This is a genomic window from Streptomyces sp. NPDC002520, assembly GCF_053595235.1.
The window spans coordinates 57,395-79,377 of sequence record NZ_JBSFXG010000005.1 but is presented as its reverse complement, the minus strand read 5'-3'; the positions used below and the strand labels follow the sequence as shown (position 1 = coordinate 79,377).

The 21,983-nt window shown below is 71.2% G+C and carries 20 protein-coding genes and 2 pseudogenes; 4 read left to right on the top strand and 18 right to left on the bottom strand.

Translation table 11 applies throughout. The features are described from left to right. Positions 1-20 precede the first annotated feature (20 nt). The 15 genes and pseudogenes from ACWD5D_RS10335 to ACWD5D_RS10265 form a co-directional block, all read right to left on the bottom strand. Complete coding sequence (locus ACWD5D_RS10335; protein ID WP_451372380.1) at positions 21-923, bottom strand: LysR family transcriptional regulator; 903 nt, start codon at positions 921-923, stop codon at positions 21-23. Between the two features lie 31 nt (positions 924-954). Continuing rightward, positions 955-2,154 (bottom strand): glycine C-acetyltransferase, encoded by a 1,200-nt coding sequence (locus ACWD5D_RS10330; protein ID WP_451372379.1) that lies wholly within the window; start codon positions 2,152-2,154, stop codon positions 955-957. 38 nt (positions 2,155-2,192) lie between these two features. Continuing rightward, a complete protein-coding gene (gene tdh / locus ACWD5D_RS10325; protein ID WP_451372378.1) occupies positions 2,193-3,221 on the bottom strand; it encodes an L-threonine 3-dehydrogenase in 1,029 nt (342 codons plus the stop codon). A gap of 182 nt (positions 3,222-3,403) precedes the next feature. Continuing rightward, a complete protein-coding gene (locus ACWD5D_RS10320; RefSeq protein WP_451372377.1) occupies positions 3,404-3,979 on the bottom strand; it encodes a GAF domain-containing protein in 576 nt (191 codons plus the stop codon). 60 nt (positions 3,980-4,039) lie between these two features. Then, positions 4,040-4,639 carry a GTP-binding protein gene (locus ACWD5D_RS10315; RefSeq protein ID WP_451372376.1) on the bottom strand — a complete coding sequence of 200 codons (600 nt, stop codon included), beginning with the start codon at positions 4,637-4,639 and terminating at the stop codon, positions 4,040-4,042. Continuing rightward, a complete protein-coding gene (locus ACWD5D_RS10310) occupies positions 4,617-4,988 on the bottom strand; it encodes a DUF742 domain-containing protein (RefSeq protein WP_451372545.1) in 372 nt (123 codons plus the stop codon). The genes ACWD5D_RS10315 and ACWD5D_RS10310 overlap by 23 nt, the downstream gene beginning before the upstream one ends. 2 nt (positions 4,989-4,990) lie before the next feature. Continuing rightward, complete coding sequence (locus tag ACWD5D_RS10305) at positions 4,991-5,425, bottom strand: roadblock/LC7 domain-containing protein (protein WP_451372375.1); 435 nt, start codon at positions 5,423-5,425, stop codon at positions 4,991-4,993. Positions 5,426-5,529: 104 nt separating this feature from the next. Next, positions 5,530-8,046: pseudogene (locus ACWD5D_RS10300) on the bottom strand (ATP-binding protein); the annotation flags it as partial. A 380-nt stretch (positions 8,047-8,426) separates the two neighbouring features. After that, positions 8,427-9,752: an amidohydrolase family protein gene (locus tag ACWD5D_RS10295; RefSeq protein WP_451372374.1), complete on the bottom strand. Its 1,326-nt coding sequence runs from the start codon at positions 9,750-9,752 to the stop codon at positions 8,427-8,429. A 94-nt stretch (positions 9,753-9,846) separates the two neighbouring features. After that, positions 9,847-10,656, bottom strand: coding sequence for an ATP-binding cassette domain-containing protein (locus ACWD5D_RS10290; RefSeq protein WP_451372373.1), 810 nt, complete (start codon positions 10,654-10,656; stop codon positions 9,847-9,849). Then, complete coding sequence (locus ACWD5D_RS10285) at positions 10,653-11,618, bottom strand: ABC transporter ATP-binding protein (protein WP_451372372.1); 966 nt, start codon at positions 11,616-11,618, stop codon at positions 10,653-10,655. The genes ACWD5D_RS10290 and ACWD5D_RS10285 overlap by 4 nt, the downstream gene beginning before the upstream one ends. Beyond that, entirely contained in the window at positions 11,615-12,427 is an 813-nt protein-coding gene (locus tag ACWD5D_RS10280) for an ABC transporter permease (RefSeq protein ID WP_451372371.1), read from the bottom strand. Before ACWD5D_RS10280 ends, ACWD5D_RS10285 begins: the two co-directional genes overlap by 4 nt. Beyond that, entirely contained in the window at positions 12,424-13,374 is a 951-nt protein-coding gene (locus ACWD5D_RS10275; RefSeq protein WP_451372370.1) for an ABC transporter permease, read from the bottom strand. The genes ACWD5D_RS10280 and ACWD5D_RS10275 overlap by 4 nt, the downstream gene beginning before the upstream one ends. Beyond that, positions 13,371-14,987, bottom strand: a complete 1,617-nt coding sequence (locus ACWD5D_RS10270) for an ABC transporter substrate-binding protein (RefSeq protein WP_451372369.1) — start codon at positions 14,985-14,987, stop codon at positions 13,371-13,373. Before ACWD5D_RS10270 ends, ACWD5D_RS10275 begins: the two co-directional genes overlap by 4 nt. Further along, the gene (locus ACWD5D_RS10265; protein WP_451372368.1) at positions 14,984-16,177 is read right to left on the bottom strand and encodes an amidohydrolase family protein; all 1,194 of its coding nucleotides are present in this window, start codon (positions 16,175-16,177) and stop codon (positions 14,984-14,986) included. Before ACWD5D_RS10265 ends, ACWD5D_RS10270 begins: the two co-directional genes overlap by 4 nt. A gap of 112 nt (positions 16,178-16,289) precedes the next feature. On the opposite strand from ACWD5D_RS10265, the gene ACWD5D_RS10260 reads away from it, so the two are divergent. Next, the gene (locus ACWD5D_RS10260) at positions 16,290-17,045 is read left to right on the top strand and encodes a FadR/GntR family transcriptional regulator (RefSeq protein ID WP_451372367.1); all 756 of its coding nucleotides are present in this window, start codon (positions 16,290-16,292) and stop codon (positions 17,043-17,045) included. Next, positions 17,042-18,418, top strand: a complete 1,377-nt coding sequence (locus ACWD5D_RS10255) for an amidohydrolase family protein (protein ID WP_451372366.1) — start codon at positions 17,042-17,044, stop codon at positions 18,416-18,418. The genes ACWD5D_RS10260 and ACWD5D_RS10255 overlap by 4 nt, the downstream gene beginning before the upstream one ends. Before the next feature lie 142 nt (positions 18,419-18,560). On the opposite strand, the gene ACWD5D_RS10250 is transcribed toward ACWD5D_RS10255, so the two are convergent. Continuing rightward, positions 18,561-18,713 carry a hypothetical protein gene (locus ACWD5D_RS10250; protein ID WP_451372544.1) on the bottom strand — a complete coding sequence of 51 codons (153 nt, stop codon included), beginning with the start codon at positions 18,711-18,713 and terminating at the stop codon, positions 18,561-18,563. A gap of 113 nt (positions 18,714-18,826) precedes the next feature. After that, a pseudogene (locus ACWD5D_RS10245) lies at positions 18,827-19,008 on the bottom strand (MBL fold metallo-hydrolase); the annotation flags it as partial. Between the two features lie 231 nt (positions 19,009-19,239). On the opposite strand from ACWD5D_RS10245, the gene ACWD5D_RS10240 reads away from it, so the two are divergent. Together ACWD5D_RS10240 and ACWD5D_RS10235 are read left to right on the top strand one after the other, a co-directional pair. After that, a complete protein-coding gene (locus tag ACWD5D_RS10240; RefSeq protein ID WP_451372365.1) occupies positions 19,240-20,028 on the top strand; it encodes an SAM-dependent methyltransferase in 789 nt (262 codons plus the stop codon). 369 nt (positions 20,029-20,397) lie between these two features. Further along, positions 20,398-20,805 (top strand): FKBP-type peptidyl-prolyl cis-trans isomerase, encoded by a 408-nt coding sequence (locus tag ACWD5D_RS10235; protein WP_451372364.1) that lies wholly within the window; start codon positions 20,398-20,400, stop codon positions 20,803-20,805. Positions 20,806-21,059: 254 nt separating this feature from the next. Here the strand turns inward: ACWD5D_RS10235 and ACWD5D_RS10230 are convergent, their stop codons facing one another. Next, positions 21,060-21,548: a DUF4142 domain-containing protein gene (locus ACWD5D_RS10230; protein WP_451372363.1), complete on the bottom strand. Its 489-nt coding sequence runs from the start codon at positions 21,546-21,548 to the stop codon at positions 21,060-21,062. Positions 21,549-21,983 lie beyond the last annotated feature (435 nt).

Below are 21,983 nucleotides of genomic sequence, written 5' to 3'. Positions count from 1 at the left end.
TGCGACGGGTGGCTGGTTCCCTACGCCCCGGCCGCCTCGCCCAGTGCCTCCAGCACCGGGCGGATCAGCGGGTGTCCCTCGGCTCCCCGTCGTACGGCCGCGAAGACCCTGCGGGTCGGGGCCACTCCGTCCACGGGGCGCACGACGACGCCGGTGAGGTCCATGCCGCGCAGGGCCGAGCGGGGGACGAGGGCCACGCCCGCGTCCGCCGAGGCCAGGGCGACGACGGCGCGGAAGTCGTCGGAGGAGTGCTCCAGGCGGGGCTGGAAACCGGCGCTCTCGCAGGCCAGGACGACCACGTCGTGGCAGGGGTTGCCGGGGTACTGGCCGATCCACACGTCCTTGGACAGCTCGGCGAGAGGGACCTCGGGGGTGTCCGCGAGGCGGTGGCCGACCGGTACGACCGCGTCGAACGGCTCGGCGTAGAGCGGGACGTGGGTCAGGCGGGGGTCGTCGGCGGCAGGAGCGCCCCGGTACTCGACGGCGACCGCCACGTCGACCTGCCGGTCCAGGACCATGGGCAGGCTCTCGTCGCCCTCGGCGTCCAGGACGCGGATGCGGATGCCGGGCGCGGTGGAGGCGAGCCGGGCCACCGCGGGCGCCACCACCTGGGCGATGCCCGTCGCGAAGGCGGCCACGGTGACCGTCCCGGCCTCCCCGGATCCGTAGGCGGCGAGCTCCGCCTCGGCCCGCTCCAGCTGGGCCAGGACCGCGTTGGTGTGGCTGAGCAGGATCTCGCCGGCCGGGGTGAGCCGTACGCCCCTCGCTCCGCGCTCGACCAGGCGGTGGCCGGTCTCCTGCTCCAGGGCCGACAGCTGCTGGGAGACCGCCGAGGGGGTGAGATACAGCGCGGCGGCCGCCGCCGTGACCGTGCGGTGGTCGGCCACCGCACGGAGGATGTGGAGCCGCCGCGCTTCGATCATGGGGTCAATTATCGCAAGGTGACCGCACTGGTCAGGCCTCCAGCTCCGCGCGGGCCGCGATGAAGGCGTCGACCGCGCGGTCCACGTCCTCGGTGGAGTGCGCGGCGGACAGCTGGACCCGAATACGGGCCTGGCCCTGCGGGACGACCGGGTAGGAGAAGCCGATCACGTACACGCCCCGCTCCAGCAGCAGCTCCGCCATGCGTGCCGCCTTCGCCGCGTCACCGATCATGACGGGCGCGATGGCGTGGTCGCCGGGGAGGACGTCGAAGCCCTCCGCGGTCATCCGGCTGCGGAAGAGAGCCGTGTTCTCGGTGAGGCGGACGCGCAGGTCGTCGGCCGACTCCAGCAGGTCGAGGACCTTCAGGGAGGCGGCGGCGATCACCGGCGCGAGCGTGTTGGAGAACAGGTAGGGGCGGGAGCGCTGGCGCAGCAGGGCGACGATCTCGGCGCGGGCCGCGACGTAGCCGCCGGACGCACCACCGAGGGCCTTGCCGAGGGTGCCGGTGATGATGTCGACGCGGTCCATGACGCCGTGCAGCTCGGGGGTGCCCTTGCCGGACGGGCCGACGAAGCCGACGGCGTGCGAGTCGTCGACCATCACCATGGCGTCGTAGCGGTCGGCGAGGTCGCAGATCTCGGCGAGCGGGGCCAGGTAGCCGTCCATGGAGAAGACGCCGTCGGTGACGATCAGCTTGCGCCGGGCGCCGCCCTCGGCCGCCTCCTTCAGCTTCGCCTCCAGGTCCGCCATGTCGCGGTTGGCGTAGCGGAGGCGGCGGGCCTTGGACAGGCGGATGCCGTCGATGATGGAGGCGTGGTTGAGGGCGTCGGAGATGACCGCGTCCTCCTCGCCGAGCAGGGTCTCGAAGACACCGCCGTTGGCGTCGAAGCAGGAGGAGTAGAGGATCGTGTCCTCCTGGCCGAGGAACGCCGACAGCCGGGCCTCCAGCTCCTTGTGGACCTCCTGGGTGCCGCAGATGAAGCGGACGGAGGCCATGCCGTAGCCCCAGCGGTCCAGGGCCTCGTGGGCGGCGGCGATCACCTCGGGGTGGTCGGCGAGGCCGAGGTAGTTGTTGGCGCAGAAGTTGAGGACCTCGCCGGGCAGGCCGCCGGCGATGACGTTGACGGTCGCGGACTGCGGGGTGTCGATGACCCGCTCGGGCTTGTGCAGGCCGGCGGCGCGGATCTCGTCGAGGGTGGCGCGGAGATCGTCGCGGACGGAGTCGAACATGAGGGGGCTCCTGTGAAGGTGCTGACGGGAGAAGGGGGTTACGCGGTCCAGTCCAGGATGATCTTTCCGCCCTTGCCACTGGCCGCATCCGCGAAGGCCGCGTCGAAGTCGCGGTAGTCGTAGCGGCCGGTGATCACCGGGGCGAGGTCCAGGCCGCCCTCCAGCAGCACCGACATGGCGTACCAGGTCTCGAACATCTCGCGGCCGTAGATGCCCTTGATGGTGATCATCGACGTGACGACGCGGGCCCAGTCGACGGGGAACTCCTGAGCGGGCAGGCCGAGCATGGCGATGCGGCCGCCGTGCGTCATGTTGGCGATCATGTCTCGCATGGCCTCGGGGCGGCCGGACATCTCCAGGCCGATGTCGAAGCCCTCACGCAGGCCCAGCTCGCGCTGTCCGTCGGCGATGGAGGACTTCGCGACGTTCAGGGCGAGGCTCACACCGATCTTGCGGGCCAGCTCCAGGCGCTCCTCGCTGACGTCGGTGATGACGACGTTGCGGGCGCCGGCGTGCCGGGCCACCGCCGCCGCCATGAGGCCGATCGGGCCCGCGCCGGTGATCAGGACGTCCTCGCCGACGAGCGGGAAGGACAGCGCGGTGTGCACGGCGTTGCCGAACGGGTCGAAGATCGCGGCGATGTCGAGGTCGACGGGGACGCGGTGCACCCAGACGTTGGAGGCGGGCAGGGCCACGTACTCGGCGAACGCGCCGTCCCGGCCGACGCCGAGGCCGACGGTGGCCCGGCACAGGTGGCGGCGGCCGGCCAGGCAGTTGCGGCACTTGCCGCACACCAGGTGGCCCTCGCCGCTGACCCGGTCGCCGACCCGGATGTCGGTGACGTCACGGCCGGTCTCCGCGACCTGGCCGACGAACTCGTGCCCGAGCACGAGCGGGGTGCGGATGGCCTGCTGCGCCCAGCCGTCCCAGGAGCGGATGTGCAGGTCGGTGCCGCAGATACCGGTCCGCATGACCTTGATCAGTACGTCACCGGGACCGATGACGGGCTCCGGTACGTCCGCGAGCCACAGCCCGGGCTCCGCCTTGTCCTTGACCAGCGCCTTCAACGCAACGGCTCCTGTGGGTGAGGTCCCGGCCGCGGGCATGCCGAAGGAGCCCGCACCGGGTCAGAGAGGTGGAATCACTCCGCAATCTGCCGTATGCGCGGGCCGGGGTCCATCGAGCTTTTCTTAACCGGCGCCTCAGGTTTCCTTCACGCCTCCCGGTCTCCGGGCGGCGCGCCCGCCGGTCAGATGGGCAGCCCGTCCTGCGCGGACCGTTCGATCCGTACGACGAGATCGCCGGCGAGCGCCTTGATGGCGTCCAGTCCGGGCCTCCCCCAGGCCCGGGGGGCGGTGTCGGCGGCGCACACGGTGCCGAGCACCATGCCCGAGCTGTCGATGAGCGGGGCTCCGAGGTAGGAGCGGACGCCGAGCTCGTCGACGACCGGATTGCCGGCGAAGCGGGGGTAGTCGCGGACGTCCTCCAGCACGAGGGCCTTGCGGCGGGCCACCACATGGGGGCAGAACCCGTGCTCGCGCGGCAGGACACGGCCGAGCTCGGGCCTGCTGCCGTCCTCGCGGACCACCGGCACGGCCACCGGGGTGCTGAGTCCGGCGAAGAACTGGTGGTCCTCGCCGATGAAGTTGACCATGGCGTACGGCGCCCCGGTGAGCTGGGCGAGCTGGTCCGCGAAGGCGTCGAGGGCGGGTTCGGGCCGCTCCCCCAGGCCCAGTCGGCGCAGCCGGGAGATCCGGGCGGGTGCCTCCTTGTCCTCTGGGGTCAGCAGCAGACCCCGGATCGGTCGGGCCGGCTCGTAGCTCATGGCCGGGCTCCGTCGTTGTGGGCGTCTCTCATAGGGGGCTCCATGAAAGATGTGGCTGGATCACATGTGGACACCGTGGCTCGGCGCGGGCGCCGGGGCGTGGGCGATGAGATGGCGCACGAGGGTCAGCAGGGTCTGCACGCCCGAACTGGAGATGCGGGCGTCGCAGCGGACGACCGGGATCTCCGGGCCGAGGTCGAGGGCCGCGCGCACCTCCTCGGGGTCGTAGCGGAAGCCGCCGTCGAACTCGTTGACGGCGACGATGAAGGCGAGCCCGCGTTCCTCGAAGAAGTCCACGGCCGCGAAGCACTCCTCCAGGCGGCGGGTGTCGGCGAGGATGACCGCGCCGAGCGCGCCTTCGGACAGCTCGTCCCACATGAACCAGAACCGCTCCTGTCCGGGCGTGCCGAACAGGTACAGCACGTGCTCCGGATCGAGGGTGATCCGGCCGAAGTCCATGGCGACCGTCGTCTCGACCTTGTTCTCGATGCCGTCGAGGCTGTCCGTGGTGGCGCTGACCGTGGTGAGCAGCTCCTCCGTGCAGAGCGGGGCGATCTCGCTGACCGCCCCCACGAAGGTCGTCTTGCCCACCCCGAACCCGCCCGCGACGAGGATCTTGAGCGCGGTGGGAAACGGGTCAGAGCTGTCGTCGTAGTCCATCGAGCACTGCCTCCAGCAGAGACCGGTCAGTGGGGTTGTGGTGGAAGGCGGGGGGCTTGGTGGTCAGCGCCCCGCAGTCGACGAGGTCCGAGAGCAGCACCTTGGTGACCACGGCGGGCAGTCTCAGATGCGCGGCGGCCTCGGCGACCGAGACGGGCGCGCGGCACAGGTCGAGGGCCTGCGCGTGTTCGGGACCGAGGTAGCCGAGCGGGGTGACTCCGGTGGCCATCACCTGCGACATCAGGTCGAGGGCGATGCTGGGCTTGGTGCGGCCGTTGCTGACCGTGAACGGGCGCACCAGTCGTCCGGCCGCGTCGTCGAGCCAGGGCCCATCGCCGACTGTGACCACGCTCAAGGCCTCATCGCCGTGGGTTCGACGGCGTGCTGGCGAGGCGCGGTCACCAGGTAGGGGCGGACGCTCTTGACCAGCATGGCCATCTCGTAGCCGAGCACGGCGGCGTCGGCCTCGCGGCCGGCGAGCACGGCGAGGCAGGTGCCGGAGCCGGCGGTGGTGACGAACAGCAGGGTCGTGTCGAGTTCGACGACGACCTGGCGGACGTCGCCGCCGTCGCCGAACCGCACACCCGCGCTGCGACCGAGGGAGTACAGGCCGGAGGCCAGGGCGGCCATGTGGTCGGCGCTGTCGGCGTCGAGGCCGTACACGGACTTCACCAGTCCGTCGCAGGACAGGAGCACCGCACTGCCGGTGTGCGGTACACGTTGCACGAGGCCGCTCAGCAGCCAGTCGAGGTCGGAGGCGTGGGCGGTCGTCGCGTCGCTCGCCATGGTGGATCGACTCCTTGGGGTACGAAGGTCTGCGGGAGCGCTGGGGGTGGAGGCAGCGCCGGCGGTGGGGGTGGAGACGGACGGGGGACTGAGGTGGGGGGTCATCCGGCCGGTGCGCTCCCGTCGGGTCGACCGGCGCCCTCGGAGACGGGGGCGGAGGCGGAGGCGGGTTCGTGGGCGTGCGGCGGGGTTACGGTGGCCGGCTCGGCGTGCTGCGCGGGCTCGGCCACGGCAGGTCCGGTGGGTTCCGGGCCCTGGTGGGCGGGCCGGGTCCGTGGCGATTCCAGCGGCTCCAGGGCTGCGGTCAGGGTGGGTTCGGCAGCCATGTGCTCGGACTCCACAGGGGCGGCGACTTCGATGGCGGAACCGTCCATGGGGGCGGATTCTCTGAGCACGGCAGCCCCGTGCGGCGCGTCCATGTGCGCTGCATCCATGTGCGCCGCATCCATGTGCCCGGCATCGACGCGTGTGGCGTCGACATGTGCGGTGGTCACGGGGGTGGGAGCCGTGAGCCTGGCCTCTGTGTGCCCGGCCTCCATATGCGACGCCTCCACGGGGTACGCCTCCCCGAGGGAGTACGCCTTCCCCGTGGAGTACGACTCCGCGTGCGTCGGCTCCAGCGACTCCATGCGCTGCTGCGCCTCGGCCAGTCCGATACCACGTTGGAAGGCGGCCACGAGGCCGGGGTCGTGGCCCGCGACGGTGTCGACGTCCTGGCGCGGGGCGGGACCGCCTCGCAGTTGGGGCACGATGTGCTCCTGGGCGCGTCGGCGGGGCAGTTGGGGCTTGCCCATGGTGCCGCGCACCGTGCCGTCGCGCGGCGTGGGCTTGCCCGCGTGGGCCTCGACGGCGGGCAGGCGCTCACGGCTGACGCCGGGTACGGCCTCGGCGGGGTTGGGCCGGTGCTCCTGGGCGCCGCGTACGGGGAGCGGCGGTGGTGTGCCCCCGCTCCGCGCGTCCACGCTCTGCGTCCCGCCGCTCCGCGCACCGTTGCTCCGCGCATCGCCGCTCTGCCCGTGGCCGCTCCACTCGTGGCCGCTCGACGCACCGTTGTCCCTCGGCCCCCAGCTCGACGCACCGTCGCTCCACGCACGGCCGCTCCACGCATCGCCGCTGTGCGCATCCTCGCCCCGCAGGCCCCCGTTCCTTTCGGGGTCGCCGCGGCCGGTCCCGCGCTGCGCGTGCCGGCGACGGCCGGTGGCCGCGGGCTGCCCGGCCAAGTCCGGCCGGGCGGCGTCCTGCCACCCTGCACGCCGGGCCTCAGCCCCGTCGTCGGAGGCGGGAGCAGTCCCGATTCCCTCGCCGACTCCCCTCGTTCCCAACGCCTGTTGCCGGACCGGCACCGCCGACTTCCCGGTGTCCGCGAGGTCCTGCGGCCGCCCCACGGCACCGCCGCCCGCGCCGGGCACACCCGGCGCCGTACCCAACAACGCCTGCGGGACGACGAGTACGGCCTGCACACCGCCGTAGATGTTGGTCTGCAGGCGCACGCCGATGCCGTGCCGGCGGGCGAGCTGGGAGACGACGTAGAGGCCGATGCGGCCGTCGGCCAGCAGGCTGGCCACGTTGACCTGGTCGGGGTCGGCGAGCAGGGCGTTCATCTTGGTCTGTTCGCCGACCGGCATGCCGAGCCCGCGGTCCTCGACCTCGACGGCGAGCCCGGAGGTCACGAGGTTGGCGCGGAGCAGTACTTGGGTGTGCGGGGCGGAGAACACCGTGGCGTTCTCGACGAGTTCGGCGAGCAGGTGGATGACGTCGGCGACGGCGTGACCGCGCAGTTCGCCGTCGACGGGCGGGACGAGTTTGACCCGGGAGTACTGCTCGACCTCGGCGATGGCGGAGCGCAGCACCTCGGTCATGCACACGGGGTTGCTCCACTGCCGCCGGGAGACGGCCCCGCCGAGCACGGCGAGGTTCTCGGAGTGCCGCCGGATCCGGGTGGCGAGGTGGTCCACGTGGAAGAGGCCCCTGAGGAGGTCGGGATCCTCGATCTCGTTCTCCAGGTCGTCCAGGATCGAGATCTCCCGGTGCACCAGGGACTGGAGCCGGCGCGCGAGGTTGACGAAGACCTCGAGCTTCTGCTCGCTGGCGGCCTGGCTGGAGAGCTGGGCGGCCTGCACGACGGCGGTGACGGCGCCGTCGTGCGCCCGCGCCAGGTCGGCGGCGAGGAGTTCGAAGTCGTCGGCGTGCTCGGGCGGTCTGCGGCGCGCCTTGCGCTGGGGCGGCATCGTGCCCTGCCGCAGCGCCTCGACGAGGGTGCGCAGGTCGGACTCGCCGCGGGCGGCGCTGCTGCGCAGGGCCTCGACGCGGTCGCTCACGGAGCGGGCGGCGCGGTCGGCGGCCACGGCGGCGATGAGGATGCCGGCGAGCGTCACGGCGACGGCTCCGGCGAGCACGGCCCACAGGGTGAGGCCGGTGCGCGCCCCGGTGGAGCGGATGCTGAAGACGACGGCCGCGCCGGCGCTGAGCGCGACCGCGACGGGCGGGAGCACGGCGAGCCGCATGAGCTGGGGTCGTATGGGCGTCTCGGGCAGTGCGGGAGCGGGTCGGGCGACCGGTCGCCCGTGCCGCCCACCCTCTCGGCGGTCGGCGCGGGCGGACGGTGCACGGAGCTGAGACATCTGCGTCCTCGTACTGGTCCGTCGGGATTTCTCGCGCATCACGAGGCCGGTCGAAAGGGCCCGGAAAGGGGCCCTGCGTCGTCCGACGGACACTCACAGTAGTTGCCTGCACATCACGTGCGGTGGGCAGTTGGCAAACTCCCCCGAGCAGCATCCCGCTCTGGTATTAAGCCTCGTACGACAGCTCGATAATCGCCCCAGAATTCCAGTACGAAGGAATTGGGAATCGCTCCGATTCGATCAAAAAAGAAAAGCAATTAACGTCAAGGGCTGGTGCGTACATCTGTACGCACCAGCCCTTGAACACGTGCGCCCCGGGCGGGCGCCGTCAGACGGATCCGTCAGGTGGACCCGTCAGATGGATCCGTCAGATGGATCCGTCAGACAGCCACGGCGAGACCGCTGTGGATCACCGCGCTCGGGGTCTTGAGGACGGTGAGGTCCTCGAGCGGGCTGCGGTCGAAGATCACGGCGTCGCCGTGGAAGCCGGCGACGAGCCGGCCGATGCTGCGGCTCTGGCCGAGCAGTTCGGCCGCCGACGTGGTGGCGGTGCGGATCGCGTCCAGGACCGACAGGCCGGCCTCGTGCATCCGCACCACCTCGCCGCCGATCGGGTCGACCTCGCCGCCGGCGGAGTCGGTGCCGGCGGCCACCGGGACACCCATGTCGTGCGCCGCGCGGACGGCACGCTGGAGGATCGGCACGTAGGTGCGCCCCCGCTCGTCGAGGACCGGGTTGGCGTCGCCGATCATCCCGGCGATGGCACCGATCGTGGGGGTGAAGAACGTCCCGCGGCGGGCCATCTCGTGCAGGGTGTCCTCGGTGACGAAGACACCGTGCTCCATGCTGCGGACACCGGCGAACACGGCGTCGCGGCAGCCCTGTTCGCTGTAGCTGTGGCAGAGCACGCCCTTGCCGCCCTTGCGCGCCGCCGCCACCACGGTGGCGAGCTGCTCCCGGGTGTACACCTGCTTGCGCGGGTCCTGGTCGGGCACGCCCGCGCGGGGGTTCGACCGGGTCTTGATGACGTCCGCACCCCGCTCCAGGTTGACCTGGACGACGCGGCGCAGGGCCTCCGCCGAGTTCACCCCGTCCTTGAGGCGGGCCAGCGGGGCGAGGTCGGGGTCGGCGAGGATCGTGTCACCGAGGTCCGGGGTGACGAAGACGCCGGCCGCGCGCATGCCCGGCACCTGCTCGGGGGCCCAACGGGCCAGCTCGCGCAGGGCGATGTCCTGGTAGAAGTTGGTGGACCCGCTGCGCACGCTGGTCGCGCCGAGGCGCAGCGCGGTCCGGGCCTCGGCGAGGGAGTTGAGGTGGATGTGTGCGTCGATCAGACCGGGCAGCACCCACTTTCCGTGCGCGGCGACCACCTGCACGGTGGACGGCAGCGCGGCGCGGGCGGCCCGGGTGGCGTTGCGGCTGCCGGCGGCCGTGACGACGCCGTCCTCGATGACGACGACGCTGTCCTCGGTCACCTTGCCGGTCAGCGGGTCGAGCAGGGTGCCGCCCTCGATGACGACGGTGCCGCGGGGGGCGCCGGAGTCGCGGGAGTCGCGGGAGTCACGCGTGGTCCGCTCGGCCGCCGCGGCGGAACCGCCGGTCGCACCCGTGATAGCGGCCGCGCCGGCGAGTGCCATGGCCGCGCCGAGGACTCCGCGCCGGGCCAGGTTGGTGGGCGGGGGCGGGGCGGGGTGGTTCAGGCACATGATGGATTTCCTTCCGGTTGAGGGTTTTGAGGGGTGTGGGGGGTCTGGAGAGGACAGGGGTCCTGTTGACGGGGATCCTGTCGGCGGGCCGGGGTCAGCCCTGAAGTCGGCCCGCCGCGGCCTCGCGGCGCTGCGGTTTCCAGCCGGGTCGGGGGACCGCGGCCAGGAGTGCCTTGGTGTAGTCCTGCTGAGGGGCGCTCAGCAGCTGTGCGGTCGGGCCGCGTTCGACCACGCGGCCCCCAGCCATCACCAGGGCGGTGTCGCTGATCTGGTTGACGACGGCCAGGTCGTGGGAGATGAAGACGTAACTGATGCCGGTCCGTTCGCGGATGTCGGCGAGCAGGTTGAGGATCTGGGCCTGGATGGACACGTCCAGCGCCGCGACCGCCTCGTCCAGCACCAGGACCTGGGGTTCGACCGCGATGGCACGGGCGATGGCGACGCGCTGGCGCTGTCCGCCGGAGAGCTGGCGGGGCAGCATGGTGGCGTGGCGTTCGGCAAGGCCGACGGCTTCCAGCAGGTCGAGTGCGCGGGTGCGGCGCTCGCTCGCGGTGAGCCGGTTGTGGATGGCCAGGCTGGTCTCGACGATGTCGCCGACGCGCTGGAGGGGGTCCAGCGAGGAGTAGGGGTCCTGGAAGACGATCTGGATCTCCCGGGCCCGTCGCCTGCGTTCGGCCGAGTTGGCGCGGCCGCTGCGGGTCCGTCCGCAGACGCTGATCGTTCCGCTGGTGGGGGTCTCCAGGCCGAGCAGCATGCGGGCGACCGTGGTCTTGCCCGAGCCCGACTCCCCGACGACGGCCAGCGACTGGCCCTGTTCGACGGTGAAGGAGACGTCGTCGACGGCGACCATCTCCTTGCCGAAGACCTTGCGCAGCCCTTCGGCTCTGACCAGGATCTCGCTCACAGTTCCTCCGCTCTTACGCAGGCGACGCGGGCGCCGGCCAGCTCCCGCAGCGGGGGCCGCGCGGTCAGGCACTGATCGCCGCTGTGGGCGCAGCGCGGCTGGAAGGCGCAGCCCTGCGGGGCCTCGAAGGCGGCGACCGGCCGGCCCGGGATGACCGGAAGCCGGTGGGCGGTCTCGTCGATACGGGGCCGTGAGGTCATCAGCCCGGCCGTGTAGGGGTGTCGTGGCGCCTCGGTGAGCGCCTCGGCGGACTGGACCTCGACGATGCGTCCGGCGTACATGACGGCCAGCCGGTCGCAGGTGGCCGAGGCGAGTTCCAGATCGTGGGTGATCAGGAGCATCGCCATGCCACGCTCGGTGCGCAGTTCGTCGAGGATGGCCATGACCTCGGACTGGGTGGTGACGTCCAGCGCGGTGGTGGGTTCGTCGGCGAGCACCAGGTCGGGTTCCACGGCCAGCACCGAGGCGATCATGACGCGTTGGAGCAGTCCGCCGGACAGCTCGTGCGGGTACTGGCGCATGCGGTGCTCGCCGTTGGTGATGCCGACCTCGGCCAGCAGCCGTACGGCCTTGGCGTGGGCCTGGCGGGGCGGCACCGACAGGTGCGTGACCATGGCCTCGATGAGGAAGTCACCGATGGTGCGCACCGGATTGATGTGCGCCCGCGGGTCCTGGAAGATCATCGCGATCCGGCGGGTCCGCACGGCACGCAGTTCGCGCGGGCTCAGATCCAGGACGGAGGCGCCGTCGAACTCGATGCGGCCGCCGAGCCGGGCGCCGGGCGGCGTCAGCCGCAGGACGGCGCGGGCCGTCATGGACTTGCCGGACCCGGACTCCCCCACCAGGCCGACGGCCTCGCCGGGGGCGATGGTGAGGCTGACGTCCTCGACGAGGGTGCGCCGGTCGCGGCCGGCCGGGACGTCGAGCCTGAACTGGTCGAGAACCAGGAGATCTTTGCTCACCGGAGCTCACCTTCCTTGCCGGCCAGGCGGTCGCCGAGGAAGTTGACCGCCACGACCACGAGCGCGATCAGTACGCCGGCGCTGACGGCTTCCACCGGCTGACCGCGCAGCGCGCTGTCCAGACCGCTCTTGACCATCAGGCCCCAGTCCGCGTTCGGGGGCTGAACGCCCAGTCCGAGGAAGGAGATGGTGGCCAGGTCGACGATGGCGAAACCGAGTGCGGACACCGACTGCGCGATGATGATCGGCCGCAGGTTGGGCAGCAGGTGCCGGCCGCAGATGGCGAGGGCCGACCGGCCCTGGACCCAGGCCGCCGCGATGTAGGGGAGATTGCGTTCCCGGAGCGCGGCGCTGCGCACGACCCGGGCCACGTACGGGGTGTAGGCGACGGCGAGACCCGCGACGACCCCGGTGATGCCGGGGCCGAGCACGGCCACGGTCACCAGCGCGAAGACGATGCCGGGCACCGCGAACAGCACGTCGAGCAGGCGGGAGATGAACGCGTCGACGCGGCCTCCGGCCCAGGCGGCGGTGATGGCGAGCGCGGTGCCGGCCGCGGTGGACAGCGCGATGACGACGAGCGGGCCGAGCAGCGTGGTGCGCGCCCCGTACATCAGCCGGGACAGGATGTCCCGGCCCAGCGCGTCACCGCCGAGCGGATGCCCCAAGGAGCTGCCGGCCAGCGCGTTGAACAGGTTCGGCCGGTCGGGGTCGTACGGGGCCAGGAGGGGTGCGCCGACCGACACCACGGCGAGGACGGCGAGCAGGAGCAGAGCGGTGAGACCCAGAGGGCCGAGGCGTGACTTCATGTCGTCTCCCCAGCGGACAGACGGGGGTCGATGAACGAGCAGCAGATGTCGACGAGCAGGTTGACCAGGACGAACGCGGCGACGAGGACCAGGACGACGCCTTGGACCACCGCGAAGTCGCGCTGGAGGATGGCCCGGACGAGCAGGGAGCCCAGGCCGTCCAGCGCGAAGATGTTCTCCACGACGACCGAGCCGGCGATGAGTCCCGCGACGGTCAGACCGGTCACGGTGACGACCGGGATGGAGGCGTTGCGCAGGACGTGCCTGCGGATGACGTGGCCCGGGGAGAAGCCGCGGGCGCGGGCGGTCTCCACGTGCTCCCGGCCCAGTTCCGCGGAGACCGAGGCACGGGTGATCCGGGCGAGGAACGCGGCGCTGCCCAGACTGAGGGCGATCGCGGGGAGCGTCAGATGGTAGAGCCGGTCGGCGAGTCCGTCGCCGGGTCCGACGACGGGGAACCAGCCGAGGCCGAGCGCGAAGACGATGGCGAGCAGGGCGCCGACGACGAACGTGGGGGTGGCCAGGGCCACGCCGGTCACCAGGGAGATCACCCCGTCGACCGGGCCGGGCCGCAGCGCTCCGAGGAGGCCGAGGGCGACACCGATGACCACGATCAGGGCGGCGGAGTAGGTGACGAGGAGCCCCGTGGTCGCCAGTCGGGTGGACATCAGGGCGGAGACGTCCTGCTGGTAGACGAGGGAGCGGCCGAAGTTGCCGTGCAGGGCGTCGCCCAGCCAGCCGAGGTAGCGGATCAGGAAGGGGTCGTCCAGGCGGTAGGCGTGCCGGATCGCGGCTATCTGTTCCGGGGTGCCGCTGCGGCTGCCCAGGAGGAAGGCCATCGGGCCGCCGGGGACGAGGTAGAGGAGCCCGTACACGAGGAACGAGGCGACCAGGAGCACGGCCACGAGCGCGGCCAGTCGACGGGTGAGGAAGAGGGTCCAGTTCATCGTGCACCGATCCCGGCGGCCCAGGGGTAATAGAGGTAGGAGAAGGAGGCGACCGCCCCGGTGATCCGCTTGTTCTGGTAGAGGATCACGGGCAGGTTGGCGATCGGCGTCCAGGGGACGTCCCGGGTGAGCCGGGACTGGATTCCGGTGACCAGGTCGGCACGCTTGGCCGGGTCGTACTCGGCCTTGGCCCGCTTCAGGTCCGCGTCGACGGCGGGATAGTGGCTGAAGTTCGTGCGGCCGATCTTGGTGAAGATCCCGTACACGTCCAGCGGGTCGGGGACGTTGCCGTACCAGGTGCTGAGGAAGGCGTCGATTCCCTCGCGGGACTTGGGATCGTTGTAGAGGTTGCCGTACTGCTCGACCGGGATCACCTTGATCACGACGTCGAGTCCGATCGACTCACCGGTGGCCTTGATGATGTCGGCGGTCTGTTCCTGCACCGCCGAACTTCCCTGGATGCCGAGGGTGATGCGGGGGTGGCGGATGCCCGCCTCCTTCAACAGCCGCTTGGCCTTGTCCAGATCGGCGTTTCCGTGGGGCAGGGCGTCGTAGGCCTTGCGGAAGCGGTCGCCGCTGTAGCCCCAGTAGTCGGGGCCGGCCAGGGAGCGTTCCGGGGCGGCGGTGCCCTGGAAGATCACTCGGGCGATGCCGGTCCGGTCAAGGGCCGTCGACAGGGCCTCGCGGACCTTGGGATCGGCGTACGGGCCGGAGGTGGCGGAGCCGATCACGGTCCAGAAGATGAGCGAACGGCCGAGGGTGACGGACCCGTTGGGCGAGTTCTGCAGTCGGCTGATGCCGGCCGGCGGGAGGTAGAAGTACTGGCCGTCGACCTCGCCGGAGCGCAGCGCGTTGACCGCGGTGGTCTCGTCGGCGATGAATTTGAACACCAGCTTCCGGGAGAGGGCCTTGTGGGCCGGGTCCCAGTAGTGGTCGTTGCGGGTCAGCCGCAGGGAGTTGCCGGGCGTCCAGCCCGCGAACCGGAACGGCCCGGTGCACATGACTCCGGTCTTCGGCGAACCGATGTCCTTGCCTGCCTTGGTCAGGAAGGACTTCTCCACGACCGCTCCGGCGGCGGTGGCCATCGCCTGGTTGAACAGGACGTCGGGCTGCTTGAGATGGACGGTGACCTGTCGCGGTCCGGTCGCCTTCACCGAGTCGACCGTCTCGAAGTACTGGGTCCACCAGCTGCCCTGGCTCGGGTCGAGGTGGCGGTTCAGGCTGGCCGCCACGTCCTCGGCGGTCACGGGACGGCCGTCCCAGAACCGCACGTTCTTGCGGATGGTGTAGACCCAGGTCTTCGGCGTGGGGTTGGTGGCGCGCTCGGCGAGCCCGGGTACGACCTTCAGGTCGGGGGTGAGCCGCATGAGGCTCTCGCACATGTTGGCGAGGGCGGTGTTCTCGGCGTAGTTGAAGGAGCGGATCGGGTCGATGGTCTGCGGCTCGTAGGGCAGGTTCCAGCTGATGCTCGCCACGCCGTGCGCCGCCCGCGCGGTGACCGTCTTGAGGTCGCTCCGGCTCGGGGGCGCCGTGGCGGTTCCGGTGCTCGTGCCGCAGGCGGTCAGCCCGAAGGCCGCGACGCCGGCTGCGAGGCCGAGACCCCGGCCCCTCACCTCGGAGTCCTCTCCAGGCGGCCTGCGCGAGCGACGACGTTTCCGGCCCGGACGACCAGTTCGGGCACCGGGCGGTCGACCACGACCTGGGCCACCGACTCGCCGCGGACGAGGACGAAGTCGGCGGGGTCGCCGACCCGCAGGTCGGCCCGCTCCAGGCCGAGCAGGTCGGCTCCGTGGTGGGCGACGACCGCGTAGCACGCCTCGAGTTCCTCGTCGGTGCGGGCGTCGGTGCGGTAGGCGAGCAGATGGGCACGCGCGATCATGTCGCCGTCGCCGAAGGGCGTCCACGCGTCGCGGACGCCGTCGGAACCGGCGGCGACCAGCACGCCCCGCTCGCGCAGCGGCGGGATGGGGATCACGGGTTCGCTGCCGAGCGCGCAGGTGGTCAGCGCCACGCCCGCCTCGGTGAGAAGGTTGGCGACATCGGTCAACTCGGCCTCGTCACAGCCGTCCAGACAGAAGACGTGGCTGATGGTGACCTTGCCGTGCATGCCGGCCTCGGCGGTGCGGCGGGCGATCTCGGCGACCTGGTCGAGGCCGGGCCGGCCACGGTCGTGGAGGTGGATGTCGATCGGCGCGCCGGTCCGCTCGGAGATGCCGAACAGGACGTCGAGGTGGCCGTGCAGGTCGCCGTCGATGCCGACCGGGTCCAGGCCGCCGATGATGTCGGCGCCCTCCTTGAGCGACTGCTCGAGCAGTTCGGCGGTACCGGGCCGGGTCAGCAGGCCGAGCTGCGGGAACGCCACGATCTGCACGTCCAGGACGCCGCCGAGGGACGCGGCGGCGGCGCGGACGCCCTGCACGTTGGACAGGCCGTAGACCGGGGCGACGTCGCAGTGCGCGCGCATCGCCCGGGTGCCGCGGCTGACCGCGTGGGCCATGAGCGCCCCGGCGCGCTCTTCGACCGAGGCGGTCATGCGCATCCGCAGGGCCACGTCGCCGTCGATCAGTTCGAGCAGCGTCTCGGCGGGCTCCCGGCTCACCCAGGGCTGCCCCCAGGTGGACTTGTCGGGATGGATGTGGGCGTCGACCGGGGAGGGCAGGGCGAGCGCGCCGTCTCCGTCGACGACCAAGGCGTCCGCGGGCGGGGTCGCGGGATCGACGGCGGCGATTCTGCCGTCCGTGACCAGCAGGTCACAGAGGGTTCCGCCGTGCGGGCGGACATGGGTGAACAGCACATGGGTCACGAAGAGGTCCCCCTGATTTCCGGGCGGCAACATGGACGGGAACACTGGACCGCAGTCCGAGTGGTTCATATGGTTATCAAGTCATCTGATGTTTGAGAAGGGGAGGAGCAGAATGAAATCCGTACGGCGGGTGTCACTCGTCGACCGCGTGATCGACGAACTGCGCGGGGAGATCTCCCGAGGGGTGTGGCAGGTCGGCGACCGGATTCCCCCGGAGAGCCAGCTCGCCGAGACGCTCGGCGTCAGCCGCCTCTCGATCCGCGAGGCCGTCCGCGTGCTGGTGCACACCGGGCTGCTGACCACCCGGCAGGGTGACGGCACCTACGTGACCGCCACCGACGACAGCCAGGTCGCCCTGCGCCGGCACCTGGCGCGCGCCAAGACCGGCGACATCCTCGAGGTCCGGCGGGGCCTGGACATCGTCGCCGCCCGCCTCGCCGCCACCACACGCACCGAGGAAGACCTGACCGCGCTGCGGGAGGCCATGGAGCGCCGCATCACGGCGGGGCGGGCGGCCGACCTGGTCGCGTTCACCGACGCCGACGTCGACTTCCATCTGCGGATCGCCGAGGCCTCCCACAACCCGCTGCTCAGCGACCTGTACCGGAACATGAGCGACGCCCTGTGGGAGACCGTCCAGGCCAACCAGTGCATGGAGGCCGCCGGGGACGACCCGTTCCACACCGCGCTGTTCGCGGCCGTGGAGTCGGGCGACCCGATCGCCGCGACCGCGGCGGCGCTGGCCATCCTGGACGACTACACCGACGCGGACGACTCGCCCGGCGCCGACGACACCGCGGGCGCCGACGACACCGCGGGCGCCGACGACTCCGCTGGCATCGACGACTCCGCCGAGGCCGGCGCGTGAGCGCCGCCGACCTGCTGATCCGCGACGCCGACCTCGTCGTCACGATGGACGAGACGCTCGGCGACCTGCCCGGTGGCTGGGTCGCGGTCACCGACGGGCGGATCACCTCCCTCGGGAGCGCCGCCGACACCCCGCCCGACGCCGCCAGGGTGGTCGACGGCGGCGGCTGCCTGGTGACCCCCGGGCTGGTCAACGCCCACCAGCACCTGTACCAGAACCTCACCCGCTCCGGCGCCCGTCCCGAGGCCGGCCTGGGCCTGGAGGAGTGGTTCTGGCACTACTTCGCCCAGTGGAGCCGGCTCGACGAGGAGGCCGTACGGCTGTCCACGACGGTCGGCCTCGCCGAGCTCGCCTGGTCGGGATGCACCACCACGGTGGATCATCTCTACCTCCATCCGGAGCCCGCACTGATCGACGCCCAGGTCGAGGAGGCCGCCCGGCTGGGCATGCGGTTCACCGCCGTCCGCGGGGCGATGACCATGGGCGCACGCGACGGCGGGATCTGCCCCGACCACCTGGCGGAGGACGAGGACGCCTTCCTGGCCGACTGCGAACGGCTCGTGAAGACCCACCACGACCCGGCACCGGCCGCCATGACCCGCATCGCCCTCGGCCCCACGAACCTGCTGAGCTGCACGCCCTCCACCATGCGCCGCACGGCCGAGCTCGCCGAACGCCTCGGCGTCCGGCTGCACACACACGTCGCCGACGACCCGTCCGAGGCGGAGTTCGTCGCCGCCCGCTACGGCCGCCGGCCCCTGGAGGTCCTGGACGACCTCGGCTGGCTCACCGACCGCACATGGTGCGCCCACGTCGTCTACCCGTCCGCCGCCGAGACGGCCCTGCTCGCGCGGCGCGGGGTGGGGGTCGCCCACTGTCCCAGCGCGACCGTGATCGACGGCGGCCTGCCCGGTGGCCCCACCCCGGTCCGCGAGATGCTCGACGCCGGTGTCGACGTAGGTATCGGCTGCGACGGAGCCACCGCCGCCGACCATCAGTCGCTGTGGATGGAGACCAAGACCGCGATGCTGCTGGCGCGCCTGCGCGGGCAGTCGGCCGAGGCCATGCCGGCCCGCGAGGCGCTGTGGATGGCCACCCGCGGCAGCGCCCGCGCCATCGGCCGGGACGGCGAGATCGGCGTCCTGCGCGCCGGAGCCTGCGGTGACCTGGCGGTGTGGCGCATGGACACCCTCCCCTACGCGGGCGCCCTCGCGGACCCGGTCACCGCCCTTCTCAATTGCGGCCCCACCTGGGCCTGGCACACCGTCGTCGGCGGACGCTTCCTGGTCGAGTCCGGGGAACCGCAGGTCCCCGGACTCGACGACACCCTCCGCCGCCACCGCCGGGCGGCCCACCGCATACAACACGCGTGAGGCCGACGAGGGTCAGCCCTCGCGCGTGAGGCCGCGGCCGCCACAAGACACCTGCGTGGCGGCCGTACGGCCCGACTTTCAACGCGCCGCTACGGCGAACGCCCTCAACTCACCGCCCGCCACGCCCTGGCCGCGTACCCCCTCAACTCACCGCCGACGCCGTCCGGGTGGAGGCGCGGGGCAGCAACGTGGCGGCGACGAGACGGTGTTCGGGGACGGCACCAGGCTCCGGGGGCCGTCGGATCAAGTCGATGAGCAGCTCGGCGGCCTGCTTGCCGATCTCCTCGGGGGCCAGGTCGAGCGCGGCACCGGGACGTCACGCGTGTGGGCCTCGCGCCGAAAGCTGTGGCCGCGTCAGGCGTCAGCGCCCACCCGTCAGGTCGAGATCACCCTGAGCGGCATCCGGCGCGGCATCCGGCTCCTGGGGCGTGCTGCTCTCCGCGGCCTCGGCAAGGCGCCAGGGGCGGCCCGGGCGTGCGGGGCGAGGTTGAAGGTGCCCCAGTGGATCGGGAGCAGGGCACCGTGCGGGGCGCCGCCCTGGAGGTCGAGGTGGGCGCGCAGGCCTCCGCGGGGATCATGTGGATGTCGGGCAACATGACGCTCTATCAGGCTTCAGGGCTCCGGCCACCGATCAGCCGTGGGACGCTCCGGGGCCGTACAGCCAGCGCCCAGGCGCGCACTTGGGCGTGCCGAACATCGATCGACAACTCTCCGCGAGGACCAGGCCAATGGCACAATCACAACGCCCTCTACCGCCTCGCCCACGGCGCACGGAGCGACCTCGGTGAGTCGGTCATTGATCTAGCACGCTGGAGTCACGCATGACGGCAGACCCTTCCTCCGACAGTCGTATCGACACGAGCAGGCCCCACCCGGCGCGCGTCTACGACTGGCTGCTGGGCGGCAAGGACAACTATCCGGTTGATGAGGAGGTGGCGGCGAAGCTGCCACCGGAAGCGCGTCTCAACGCCATGCGCAACAGGGCGTTCATGCACCGTGCGGCGGCCTGGCTGGCCGGCAACGGCATCGACCAGTACCTCGATATCGGTACGGGCATCCCGACCCAGCCGAACCTGCATCAGATCGTGCAAGGCATAGTGCCGTCGGCGCGGATCGCCTACGCCGACAACGACCCCATCGTGCTACGGCACGCGGAGGCTCTGCTCGTCAGCAGCCCCGAAGGAAGCACCGACTACATCGAGGCCGACGTACGGAAGCCTGGAACCATCCTCGACCACGCCCGTACGTTCCTGGACTTCACCCGTCCTATCGCGCTGTCGATGAACGCGCTGATGCACTTCATCACCGACGACGAAAACCCCTACGGTCTTACGCGGACGCTTCTCGACGCGCTGCCCTCGGGCAGTTACTTCATGTTCTCCCACGGCACCACCGATGAACACCCGCACCTCGTCAAGTCGGTGACCACGGCCTACCGCAAGGGCGAGATCCCCCTGCGCATGCGTACGCGGGCCGAGATCGAGCCGTTCTTCGAGGGCCTGGAACTGGTGGCTCCGGGGCTGGTCACAGCGACCCAGTGGTACAAGGATTCACCGGCTCCCGCCCAGGAGCTGAGCGGCTTCTACGTCGGCGTCGCCCGCTTGCCGTAAAGATCTCCACGCGCCCGAGGCCAACGGGTGGAAGCCGTAGTCCCGGTGATGCTGAGGAGGAGAGGCGCCCGCACGTCCAGGCCGGCCAGGGAACCGGCGAAGGTTGTGCCTGCGAAGTCCGACGTTCGGTCGACATGTCTCGCACTGTGGCGACAGCCGTCTGCACCTCGTCTCGTTCTGACGATTACCGTGTGACCCGTGCGTGCCGGTCGCGTTCATCGGCTGTGCGAAAGATCATCACGTGCGGCCGCTGGACCTGGTGTGCTCCAGGGATCGGCATTCTCGGTAGCGTGACCATCTGCTGCATGGAGTGTCCACGTGTCCGGCTGGTCCGTGCGACGGCTTCCGACGGAGAGTGATGAGGCTGCGATGAGTGAACCGACGAAGCCCGAGGTCGACGTTCCGGAGGGTGACGCTCCTACCGAGCTGACCATCCGGGACCTGGTCGTCGGGGACGGGGCCGAGGTGAAGCCGGGCATGGTGGTCAGGGTCCACTATGTCGGGGTGACCTTCGAGTCCGGGAAGGAGTTCGATGCCTCCTGGGACCGGGACCAGCCGTTCAAGTTCGCCCTGGGCAGTGGCAAGGTCATCAAGGGCTGGGACCGGGGGGTGAGGGGGATGAAGGTCGGCGGTCGGCGCGAGATCATCGTTCCCCCGCGTCTCGGCTACGGCGATCAGTCACCCTCGCCGCTGATCCCGGCGGGCTCGACCCTGGTCTTCGTGGTGGACCTGCTGGACTCGTATTCCAGCACCACCGGGTGGAGCAACGCCCAGTGACCCTGGCCGCTCCTCCCCTACGACGTGCCGCGTCGTCCCCCGGGGTTGGCGCCGCCGTGCTCCTCGCTGCCGCTCCTGCTTCCGCCTCCGCAGCGTCCGAACGGTTCCGCTGCGACCCATTGACCGCCGAAGGCCACAAGGCGACCGACTTCCTCAACGGCCTGCCCGGCGCCGCCCCCAGACGCCGGAACCCGGACGCCTGAACCCGGCGGCCGCGCTCGGCAACCGCATCCAGGCCCGTGAGTCGGCGGGCGTTACGCGTGGCACATGCCGTAGTTGACCATCTGGGTGTGGCGTGCGACCACCGGGCGGGCGCTCTTGGCCAGGGACTTCACGAGCGGGCTGGTGCCCGAAGCGATCTCCTTGTCGATGAGCGCCAGTGTCTGCACGTGGGCAGGGTACTGGGCCTTGAGCCACGCGGCATCGTACGCGGGTGTCCCGGCGATGGACTTGAGAGCGGCGGTTTGCCTCAGTTGCGCGGCCGACTGCCCGGACGGCAGTGCCACGCCGAGTTGTGCCGCGGTCTTGACGACACCGGCATCGAGGGCGCGATGGTCACGAATGAACTCAACGCCGACCCGCTTGACGCAGGCAGTGGTCGCTGCGCTCTGAGCTTGCTGACTGACCGCAATCTCCCAAAGATTTCCCTGGTGGGCTGCGGTCAGGAGCTGTCTGTCCAGAGGGGAGACCGCCGACGGTGAGGACGACGAAGAAGCGAGAGCCGGGAGCGACGTAGCACCCATGACACACAGGGTGGCGGCGCAGACGGCGGCGGAACGGGCACGAGATCGAGTCGTGTACATGAGTCCTCCAAGGTCGCACGTGCAGGCCCGACGAAATCCCATCCTTATTGCTCGAAGAATGAAAACCGTACCTATGCCATGGTTCACCCGGCCTCGGGTGAACGGCAACCGAAGCCCCCAGGGACGGCGGGCCCCTCTCCGGCGGCACCGACCTCTACCGCGACCGCAACACGGTCACTGGCGAGCCCGCCCCGCTCACTCCGGGCGCGGGCTCGCACGTCACTGCGTCCGACTTCGCGACCCGACTTCGGGAAGAGGCCGAAGATCCGACCATCGACTGATTGCGTCCGAGCCCTCACGCGGTTCTTCAACGCCCGGATGTGGGAACCGTCGACCGGCCGCGCGGGAGAAGTCCAGGGCATTCGTGCTGCCCGA